The sequence below is a fragment of the Parasphingorhabdus sp. genome, assembly GCF_041748495.1.
Lineage (GTDB): Bacteria > Pseudomonadota > Alphaproteobacteria > Sphingomonadales > Sphingomonadaceae > Parasphingorhabdus.
The window spans coordinates 1-9,326 of the sequence record NZ_JBGTDD010000168.1; the positions used below are offsets into that span (position 1 = coordinate 1).

At 58.4% G+C, this 9,326-nt stretch carries 9 protein-coding genes and 1 pseudogene; 6 read left to right on the forward strand and 4 right to left on the reverse strand.

Translation table 11 applies throughout. From position 1 onward, the window contains the following. Nucleotides 1-620, reverse strand: a pseudogene (locus tag ACEW8J_RS14500) (GntP family permease); the annotation flags it as partial. A gap of 93 nt (nucleotides 621-713) precedes the next feature. After that, the gene (locus tag ACEW8J_RS14505; RefSeq protein ID WP_373492352.1) at nucleotides 714-1,853 is read right to left on the reverse strand and encodes an indoleamine 2,3-dioxygenase; all 1,140 of its coding nucleotides are present in this window, start codon (nucleotides 1,851-1,853) and stop codon (nucleotides 714-716) included. Between the two features lie 220 nt (nucleotides 1,854-2,073). On the opposite strand from ACEW8J_RS14505, the gene ACEW8J_RS14510 reads away from it, so the two are divergent. The 4 genes from ACEW8J_RS14510 to ACEW8J_RS14525 all read left to right on the forward strand — a co-directional run bounded on the left by ACEW8J_RS14510 (nucleotide 2,074) and on the right by ACEW8J_RS14525 (nucleotide 4,944). Then, on the forward strand, nucleotides 2,074-2,364 hold the full coding sequence (locus ACEW8J_RS14510) for a YMGG-like glycine zipper-containing protein (protein ID WP_373492353.1): 291 nt from the start codon (nucleotides 2,074-2,076) through the stop codon (nucleotides 2,362-2,364). Between the two features lie 67 nt (nucleotides 2,365-2,431). Further along, nucleotides 2,432-3,820: an MATE family efflux transporter gene (locus tag ACEW8J_RS14515; protein ID WP_373492354.1), complete on the forward strand. Its 1,389-nt coding sequence runs from the start codon at nucleotides 2,432-2,434 to the stop codon at nucleotides 3,818-3,820. Nucleotides 3,821-3,965: 145 nt separating this feature from the next. After that, a complete protein-coding gene (locus tag ACEW8J_RS14520; protein WP_373492355.1) occupies nucleotides 3,966-4,139 on the forward strand; it encodes a YdcH family protein in 174 nt (57 codons plus the stop codon). Between the two features lie 130 nt (nucleotides 4,140-4,269). After that, nucleotides 4,270-4,944 (forward strand): OmpW family protein, encoded by a 675-nt coding sequence (locus tag ACEW8J_RS14525; RefSeq protein ID WP_373492356.1) that lies wholly within the window; start codon nucleotides 4,270-4,272, stop codon nucleotides 4,942-4,944. A gap of 80 nt (nucleotides 4,945-5,024) precedes the next feature. On the opposite strand, the gene ACEW8J_RS14530 is transcribed toward ACEW8J_RS14525, so the two are convergent. Both ACEW8J_RS14530 and ACEW8J_RS14535 read right to left on the reverse strand, forming a co-directional pair. Further along, on the reverse strand, nucleotides 5,025-5,474 hold the full coding sequence (locus tag ACEW8J_RS14530; RefSeq protein ID WP_373492357.1) for a vgr related protein: 450 nt from the start codon (nucleotides 5,472-5,474) through the stop codon (nucleotides 5,025-5,027). Between the two features lie 12 nt (nucleotides 5,475-5,486). Then, complete coding sequence (locus ACEW8J_RS14535) at nucleotides 5,487-5,936, reverse strand: copper chaperone PCu(A)C (RefSeq protein ID WP_373492358.1); 450 nt, start codon at nucleotides 5,934-5,936, stop codon at nucleotides 5,487-5,489. Between the two features lie 192 nt (nucleotides 5,937-6,128). Here ACEW8J_RS14535 and dnaK point away from each other — a divergent pair, with 192 nt between their 5' ends. Next, complete coding sequence (dnaK, locus tag ACEW8J_RS14540; protein WP_373492359.1) at nucleotides 6,129-8,078, forward strand: molecular chaperone DnaK; 1,950 nt, start codon at nucleotides 6,129-6,131, stop codon at nucleotides 8,076-8,078. Nucleotides 8,079-8,182: 104 nt separating this feature from the next. Continuing rightward, nucleotides 8,183-9,326, forward strand: a 1,144-nt coding sequence (gene dnaJ / locus ACEW8J_RS14545; protein ID WP_373492360.1) for a molecular chaperone DnaJ, incomplete at its 3' end; no start/stop codon positions are given.

Sequence of the window (9,326 nt, forward strand, 5' to 3'; positions counted from 1 at the left end):
TGGTTGAGCCAGAAATGGCCGGTCACCGCCATGAACAGCGCGACCACCAGGCTGACCTGCCAACCGGCATAAGCGGTGGTGCCGAGAAATTCCATCGGGATCAGATTCTGGATCTCCGGACTGCCGGCGCTGGTCATGGTGAAGGTGACCGACCCGAAAGCGAGCGCCGCCGGGATGAACCGCCGTGGCAGATCCGCCTCGCGAAACAGGTGCACCGCGAGCGAATAGACGCTGAACGACACGATGAACACGCTGACCCCGCCATAGGTCAGTACCGCGCAGGCCGCGACCACCGCCAGCACCGCATGCTTGATCCCGATCCTCTCGATGATCCAGTGGGCGACGCTCGCCGCCGCCCCGCTCGCGCCCATGATCTCGCCGAATATCGCGCCGAGCAGGAACATGAAGAACCAGCTTTTGAAAAAGCCGACAAATCCGTCCATATAGGCCGTGGCAAAATCCGGCGCGCCCGCTGCAGCGAGCGGCGGCAGCCAGGCGATACCGCTGGTCAGCGCGACAAGCGCGGCTGCCACCGGCCCCGCGATCAGGATATTCACCCCGCGTACCGTCATCCAGATGAGCAGCGCCAGTCCGCCGATAAGTCCGATTGCCGATAGCATAGATGTCCCCCGTTGCGCGCAAGCCTAGTGGCAGAGGGCAGGGAGCGGACGCAAGGATTTTATCCGCTCCTTTTCAGCGAGTGGACAGGGCGCCTAGATGAGCTGTGCCCGATTCTCGTCGCGATGCTTTTTCAAATATTTCATGAACGGCGTGCCGCCGGTACCGACCTCGGTATCATTGCCCTTGCCGCTCCCCGCCTGCTTGTTGATATAGCGGGCTGCATATTCCAGATGCCGGGTGCGAAAGCGGGCAACCTGCTCCACATTCGCATTGAACGCCTTTCTCAGCGCCGCGTCGCCGCTGGCAATGGCAAAGTCGCGCAACTTGCTCTGTTCGCGCAGATCCTCGATGAAACGGCGATGCCGGACCGGACGATAGGCATGCAGCTCGTCAAGAAAGGCCCGCAACGGATCATTCTCGTGCTGGACCTGAAACAAGGCGTCCATGCTCGGCACGATCGAGCTCTGCGATCCGGTCTGCCCGCGAAACGCCTGTCCCTTGCCCTGATATTTCTCGACGCCCTGGTAAATCAGGCCATCGGGCAGCGCGGGATTGTTGGCCCAGCCATGGATATAGGGCCGCACCCGCTGAAAATAGATATAGGGATCGCAGCGGTCCGGCATCCGGTCGAAAATCGCGTTTACCGTGTCCCAATGACCGTGCATGTCCTCGAGTATTGCCGTGGCGCGGACGGGATCTTCGGCACGGGCTGCCGCAACCAGTTGGCAAGCCATTTCTAGGATGGGGGCCGCCGCCGCTTCGATCGCGACATGGATCAGCACGAACCAGTTCTCGTCTGCACCACCATAGAAATTTTGCACCATATAGACATTGTCCAGGTCGATCGGACGGACCGGATCAAGCCGCGCCCAATTGTCGAGCACATAGCCGCTATAAGGCAGCAGCGGCGCCTGATCGAGGCGGTCAGCGAGCGATACTATGGGGCCAGCAAGATTGGCGGGCAGCGTGGTCGGCGGCTCGGACTCGCCCCAGACATAGGCCTGGACCAGAAAGGAATAGCGCACCATCGCCACCCGAACCTGCTCTTCCGGTGCCTGGGTGGCCCAATCGGCGAGATCGAGCATGGGCAAACGCTCCAGCCAGTGGCGCACGCCGCCGGTGGTCATCAGGCCGGAAAGATTATCGGCGGCCTCGACGACCGGCGCAAAAAAATCGGGAAGGTCAATTTCGACAAATTCAAAATGCGAGAGAAATCCGCGGGAAGCGGACATATCATAATCTGACAATTTCATAGGGTCACCACTTGCGCAAGCGCGGGTTGGGCCGCTTGCTCAATGGCAGGATAGTATCAAATGAAATCAGATGGGGCAAACCGATTTTTCAGCCCGCTGTGTCGGTCAGGCATTTCGCCCGGTTAAATATATCATCCCGGAACCTTAAGCCGGATGACGGGTTAGGTGACCAGCGGGGCAGTTTTTTAGGAGTAAAGCGATGATCAAGTTTGCAAGTAAACTGGCAATGGCGGGAACAGCGGCGATCAGTCTTTCGGCCTGTGCCCAGAATTATGCAGCCGAAGGTGCTGGTGCCGGCGCTGCCGCCGGCGCTGCAGTGGGCGCCATCACCGGCGGTGACGTCCTCGAAGGTGCGGCCATCGGTGCCGCAGCCGGCGCCGCAGCAGGCTATTTCATCGACAAGAATGGCCGCTGTGACGGTTATGATAACCGCGGACGTCTGGACTATGACTGTTACGGTAAACCGGGCTATCCTTCCAGACCGAGATAGTCGCTCGAACCTCCAGTCAGCGCTGGTTTCACTAGCTTAGCGGTATGCCTTGGGCTAACGCGCGCCGATGACAAGCGCGTCCCTCACCCTGCGAGAGCAACAGCCTTGGCGGCATGAACTGCGGGCTACGGCATCACTGGCCTGGCCGCTGATCCTGTCCAACCTGACCATGGCACTGATCGGCGCAACCGACGTACTGATGCTGGGCTGGCTGGGCGCGCGGGAACTCGCCGCTGCCACGCTGGGTTTCAATCTGGCGATGAGCGCGGCGATTTTCTGCATGGGCCTGATCACGGCCTCGGCGCCAATGATGGCAACGGAAATTGGCCGGATGGGGAACAGCGTTCGTGACGTGCGCCGGACATTTCGTCAGGCGATGTGGGCCGCGACGACGGTTATTTTGCCGTTCTGGCTCATCCTCTGGAACACCGAAACCATCTTGCTGACCTTCGGACAGCAGGCGGATCTCGCTGCCATGGCGGGCACCTATATCAGCGCCTATATGTGGTCGATCCTGCCCTTTCTCTTCTTCATCATCCTGCGCAATTTCATATCTGCGCTGGAACAGCCGGTATCGGCCTTGATCATCAGCATCATCGGGGTGCTGGCCAATGCCCTGTTCAACTACGCGCTGATATTCGGCAAGTTCGGAGTCCCGGAATTTGGCGTCATCGGCGCGGGAATCGGCAGCGTGATGACCAATGTCCTGATGTTCGCCGGAATGGCGCTCGTCGTGCTGGGCCACAAGCGCTTCCGGCGCTATCGTCTGTTCGGGCGCTTCTGGCGGAGCGACTGGCAGCGGTACCGGATGATGTGGCGCCTCGGCCTGCCGATTGCCATCACCATGGGGCTGGAAGGCTCCGTATTCGGCCTCGCCGCCTTGCTGATGGGGCTGATCAGCGCCGAATCCGTTGCTGCTCACGCCATCTCCTTGCAGTTGGCGGCCCTGACATTCATGGTGCCGATGGGGCTGGGTCAGGCCGCCACGGTGCGCGTCGGCATCCAATATGGCCGGAAAAACCATGAAGGGATCAAGCGCGCGGGATGGGTCAGCTTCATCCTCGGCACGTCCTTCATGGCAGCGATGGCATTGGTCTTCGTTCTGGCCCCCGATTTTCTTATTTCGATATTCATCGATGCCAGCGCTCCCGGCAATGCCGAAGTGGCGGCGCTGGCAGTGAGTTTTCTCGCCATTGCCGCGATCTTCCAGATCGTCGACGGTGCGCAGGTCGTTGGCGCCGGTATGCTGCGCGGGCTGCATGATACCACCGTGCCAATGCTGTTCGCACTGATGGGCTATTGGTTCATCGGCATCGGCCTGGGCGCCGCTCTCGCTTTCTGGCAGGGCTGGCAGGGCATCGGTGTCTGGACCGGATTGGCAGGCGGACTGGCCGTCGTCGCTGTGCTGATGCTGGGGCGATGGATGATGCGCGAAAAACTGGGGCTGTTGCCCTAGACTGCCGATCAATTGCGGCTGACTGCTATCCCGGATGATCGTCGGTCCGAAATCATCATAGATAATATAAATCAATATTCTCTATATCATTCGATTGGATCGATGAGGTCTCCTTGGCTATCACTGTGAATCCAAGGAGAATGATATGCAAAACTATCTGGAAACCCTGAAGCACAAGCACCGGCGGCTGAATCGCCTGATCGACAATTGCAGGGCCGCTGGCCGCCAGCAGGAAATGCGGCAGCTCAAGCGCATTCGGCTGCAGATCAAGGACAAGATTGCCGCTATCCAGCGTACATCCAACCTTGCCTGCAGCTGAGGCTGCCGCCTGATCGGGACTGGCAAATGGCTGCCGGTCGCGATCAGGGAAATTGCGTATATTCGCATTTTTGCCGCCGAGCTAATGGCTCCGGTCAGAGACTGATAGCAACCGCACAGGGACTGACCTTATGAAAAATAAACTGAAATTGGCTGCGGCAGCGGCCGCATTGGCGATGAGCGGAGCGGCGTCAGCCGGTTCCTTCGATGGCAAGATCCAGATCAAGGCCATGGCGACGCTGGTTGCGCCGGACGGCAAGATTACCGCCATCGAACTGGACAATATCGGACTGCCAGCTGGTACCCAGACAAAGGCCGATGACAATTTCGTTCCCACCATCGCTGCTGAATATTTTTTCACCCCGAATCTTTCGCTGGAAACGATCTGCTGCCTTACCCAGCATGATGTAACCGGTACGGGACCGCTGGACGGTGCCGGTCTGGTTTCCAACGCAAATATCATTCCCGCGACGCTGACCGCAAAATATCATCTGGTCACCGGGTCCGGTTTCAAGCCCTATATTGGAGCAGGCCCCACCTATTTCATTTTCATCGACGAGAAGGCCGGTGCAACAGCTCAGGCGCTGGGCGCCACAAGGCAAAAAATGAACGACAAGCTTGGCTTTGCCTTGCAGGCCGGTTTCGATCTGCCGCTCAACGACAAGGGGCTCGGCCTCAGCGTCGATGCCAAGCGCTATTTCGTCACCACCACCGCGCGCTGGTTTCCCGGACAAACCGAAGTCTTGCGCACACGTCACAAGATAGACCCCTGGGTGGTCAGCGCCGGCCTGGCCTATCGCTTTTAGGAGAAGGACGGTCTGATCAGCAAAAGGATGGTCGGGATGCCTTGCGTTCCGGCCATCTGCAGCGCTTGCCGGATAGGCGTCTAAAAGGGCAGCAATCGCTGATAATCAGAAATTTCATAGCCATTTTTCAATCTGGCTCCGCTTTTCAGCAGAAAATAATGGCTGACGATCTCGGCCTGCTGCTCGATACCATATCTGGCAAAGCGTTTGCCTTCCAGCAGTTCATAATCATAACGAGAGAAGGGATGGCGCGCAAAGGGCAGAAAGACACCTTGCTGATGCTGCCAGACATGCACCATTTCGTGGATGAACAGTGCCTGGACATTGCGCGGCGATCCACAGAAATCATCGCAGAACAAATCGCTTTTCGGATGGAACCAGAGATTCCCATCCGGTGCCATGGTCACGCGCGGATGCTGGAAAAGCCACCATTTGCGGTTGAAGACGGTGACCTGGTCATAGTCGATGGCCTGCCCGAAAATCGACCGGCACAGAGAGATTTCGGCGGAGGTCAGAAGACGGCGGGTCACCGCAATACCCGATCATTCATCCGCGGGTGCAGCTTCGCCGGCTTTTTTGACCACGGCGTTGATCTGGATCCGGTCATTATTTGAATAGATCAAAGTCATGGTCAGCAGCCTGCGGTTGATGGATCCTTCGCCGACTCCCCAGATCATCAAATGCTTGCCGCCGGGCTCCAGCTTCACCGTTTTTCCCGCCGGAACCGGAATGGACTTGATTTTGTTCATGCTTGTCATGCCGTCCTTTTCGACCGTCTCGTGCATCTCCATGCGCAGCACGTCGTCGGATGTAACCGCAACAAGCTCCACGTCGAGGCGGCCGCCATGCAGGTCCATATAGCCAGCCGATGGATTCCCTTCGACCGGTGACAGATTGACCACCGCTTTGTCGGCATAGAGCACGTCTCCCTGACCGCAGGAGGCAAGCAGAAGCGATGCAGATGCGGCGAATATGATGGAGATTTTGTTCATTGTGATACCTCGTTCAATCGGTGCAAACCTGTCCCGATATGGTTGTTTTGCGTTGATTTTTCAAATGTAGGATGACTGACGTCTTGTGCCAAGAAAAATGCCACCTATATCGCTTGACGAAGCCGTAACGGTGCCAATTGAACAGGGCCGGGCGGCAATTTTGCTAATGTTAGAAAATTGATTGAGGGATTTATGGGTAAAGTTATCGGAATTGATCTGGGCACCACCAACAGCTGTGTTGCCGTTATGGATGGCGGAAAGCCAAAAGTCATTGAAAATGCAGAAGGCGCACGGACAACCCCGTCGGTCGTCGCATTCACCAAGGATGGCGAGCGCCTGATTGGCCAGCCGGCCAAGCGCCAGGCCGTCACCAATCCGGAAAGCACGATCTTTGCCGTGAAGCGTCTGATCGGTCGCCGGTTCGATGACCCGATGACAAAGAAGGACATGGAGTTGGTTCCCTATGAAATCGTCAAGGGTCCAAACGGCGACGCCTGGGTAAAAGCAGGCGGCGAAGATTACAGCCCTTCCCAGATTTCCGCTTATACTTTGCAGAAGATGAAAGAAACGGCCGAAGCCTATCTTGGCGAAACCGTGACGCAAGCCGTGATCACCACCCCGGCTTATTTTAACGACGCCCAGCGTCAGGCCACCAAGGACGCGGGCAAGATTGCCGGTCTTGAAGTGCTGCGGATCATCAACGAGCCAACCGCTGCGGCGCTGGCTTACGGCCTCGACAAGAATGACGGCAAGACCATTGCCGTTTACGACCTTGGCGGCGGTACCTTCGATATTTCGATCCTCGAAATCGGCGACGGCGTGTTCGAAGTCAAATCGACCAATGGCGACACGTTCCTCGGCGGCGAAGATTTTGACGCCAAGCTGGTCGAATTTCTCGCAGCGGACTTCAAGAAGGCCGAAAGTATCGACCTGACCAAGGACAAGCTTGCGCTGCAGCGTCTCAAGGAAGCGGCGGAAAAGGCGAAAATCGAGCTGTCGAGTGCGCAGACGACCGAAATCAACCTGCCGTTCATCACTGCGGATCAGAACGGACCGAAGCATCTGGTCAAGGCGATCAGCCGCTCCGATCTGGAGAAACTGGTCGGCGACCTCGTCAAGCGGACTCTGGATCCTTGCAAGAAGGCACTCAAGGATGCGGGCGTCGAAGCCAAGGATATCGACGATGTCGTGATGGTTGGCGGCATGACCCGGATGCCGATGGTACGCGAAACCGTACAGAAATTCTTTGGCCGGGAACCGCATATCGGCGTGAACCCGGATGAAGTCGTTGCCATGGGCGCTGCCATCCAGGCAGGCGTGTTGCAGGGCGACGTCAAGGACGTGCTGCTGCTCGACGTGACACCCTTGTCGCTGGGTATCGAAACCCTTGGCGGCGTGTTCACGCGCATGATCGACCGCAACACCACGATCCCGACGAAAAAATCGCAGGTCTACTCGACCGCAGATGACAATCAGGGTGCGGTGACCATCCGCGTGTTCCAGGGCGAGCGCGAAATGGCGGCGGACAACAAGATGCTCGGCCAGTTCGACCTGGTCGGCATCCCGTCTGCGCCGCGCGGTGTGCCGCAGATCGACGTGACCTTTGACATTGATGCCAATGGTATCGTCAACGTGTCCGCGAAGGACAAGGGCACGGGCAAGGAACAGCAGATCAAGATCCAGGCTTCCGGTGGTCTGAGCGATAGCGATATCGACCAGATGGTGCAGGACGCAGAGAAATTTGCCGAAGAAGACAAGAAGCGGCGGGCCGAGGCGGAAGCCAAGAATAACGCGGAAAGTCTGGTCCACACCACCGAGAAGCAGCTGGAAGAGCATGGCGACAAGATTGACGCTGACCTCAAAGGTCAGATCGAAGCGGCGGTAAAGGAAACCAGGGAAGCCATTGAAAGCGGCGATCCCGAAGCGATGAAGACCAAGTCCGAAGCGCTGGCGCAGGTTTCCATGCAAATGGGTCAGAAGATCTACGAGGCCGAACAGGCCGCTGGCGGTGACGCCGGTGATGCGGCTGCGGCCGACGCGGCAGCCAAGGCGGCTGACGATGATGTGGTCGATGCCGAGTTTTCCGAAGTTGATGACTCGGACGACGAAGACAAGAAAGATGACGCCAAGGCGGCTGGGTAAGGATTGAAACGTCGCTCGCGCGCAGGCAGGGTCGCTGGACTTGATACCAGCGGCTTCTTCCTGCGCCGGGACGACAATCTTTTCGCTTTGGGGGAAGCATGAGTATGGCATCCGAAATCGATTATTATGAGCAACTGAACGTATCGCGCGATTGTGATGGCGCGACACTGAAAACATCCTATCGCAAGCTGGCGATGCAATGGCACCCGGACAAGAATCCTGGCGATGCCGCTGCAGAATCCAGATTCAAGGCGATCAGTGAAGCCTATGACGTTCTGAAGGACCCGCAGAAACGCGCCGCCTATGACCGTTACGGCCATGCCGCCTTTACCAATGGCGGCGGCAATAATGCGGGCGGCGGCGGCTTTGGCGGTGCGGCCTTCAATGATATTGGCGATATTTTCGAAACGATCTTCGGTGGCGGCGGCGGCTTTGGCGGCCAGCAGCAGCACCGTGGCCCGGCGCGCGGTGCCGATCTGCGCTATGACATGGAGATCACGCTCGAAGACGCCTATCACGGCAAGCATACCGGAATAGAAATTGATGTCTCGGTCGGCTGCGACGAGTGCGATGGTTCCGGTGCCGAACCGGGAACCGGCGTCCAGCGCTGCACCACCTGCCACGGCCACGGCAAGGTCCGGGCCCAGCAGGGATTTTTCGTGGTCGAACGCACCTGCACCAGCTGCCAGGGCCGCGGCGAGGTAATCGAAAGTCCGTGCCATGTCTGCTACGGCGAAGGCCGTGTCGACAAGCCACAGACGCTCGAGGTCGAAATTCCGGCCGGTGTCGATACCGGCACAAGGATCCGGTTGACCGGCAAGGGCGAAGCCGGCGCGCGCGGCGCGCCTGCTGGCGATCTCTATATCTTCATCCACCTGATCCGGCACAATATTTTTGAACGCGAAGGCACGACCTTGTTCACCCGCGCGCCGATCAGCTTCACGCTCGCCGCCCTCGGCGGTGAAATCACCATTCCCGGTCTCGACGGGGAGAAACATGCCATCCGCATTCCGGCCGGCATCCAGAGCGGCAAGCAGATCCACCAGCGCGGCGCCGGCATGCCGGTCCTGCGCGGACGCGGCAATGGCGACATGGTCGTCCAGATCGAAGTCGAGACCCCGACCAAATTGTCCAAGCAGCAGCGGCAGATTTTGCGCGATTTCCAGGCAACCGAAACCGGTGCCGAGACGCCCAATTCGACCGGCTTTTTCGGCAAGCTGAAAGACGCCTGGGAAGATCTGACCGAGT

Excerpts from the sequence above, each read along its gene's own strand:
- ACEW8J_RS14520 (WP_373492355.1), top strand. The coding sequence starts at position 3,966 with ATGCAAAACTATCTGGAAACCCTGAAGCACAAGCACCGGCGGCTGAAT.
- ACEW8J_RS14525 (WP_373492356.1), top strand. The coding sequence starts at position 4,270 with ATGAAAAATAAACTGAAATTGGCTGCGGCAGCGGCCGCATTGGCGATG.
- ACEW8J_RS14510 (WP_373492353.1), top strand. The coding sequence starts at position 2,074 with ATGATCAAGTTTGCAAGTAAACTGGCAATGGCGGGAACAGCGGCGATC.
- ACEW8J_RS14515 (WP_373492354.1), top strand. The coding sequence starts at position 2,432 with ATGACAAGCGCGTCCCTCACCCTGCGAGAGCAACAGCCTTGGCGGCAT.
- ACEW8J_RS14505 (WP_373492352.1), bottom strand. The coding sequence starts at position 1,853 with ATGTCCGCTTCCCGCGGATTTCTCTCGCATTTTGAATTTGTCGAAATT.
- ACEW8J_RS14535 (WP_373492358.1), bottom strand. The coding sequence starts at position 5,936 with ATGAACAAAATCTCCATCATATTCGCCGCATCTGCATCGCTTCTGCTT.
- dnaK (WP_373492359.1), top strand. The coding sequence starts at position 6,129 with ATGGGTAAAGTTATCGGAATTGATCTGGGCACCACCAACAGCTGTGTT.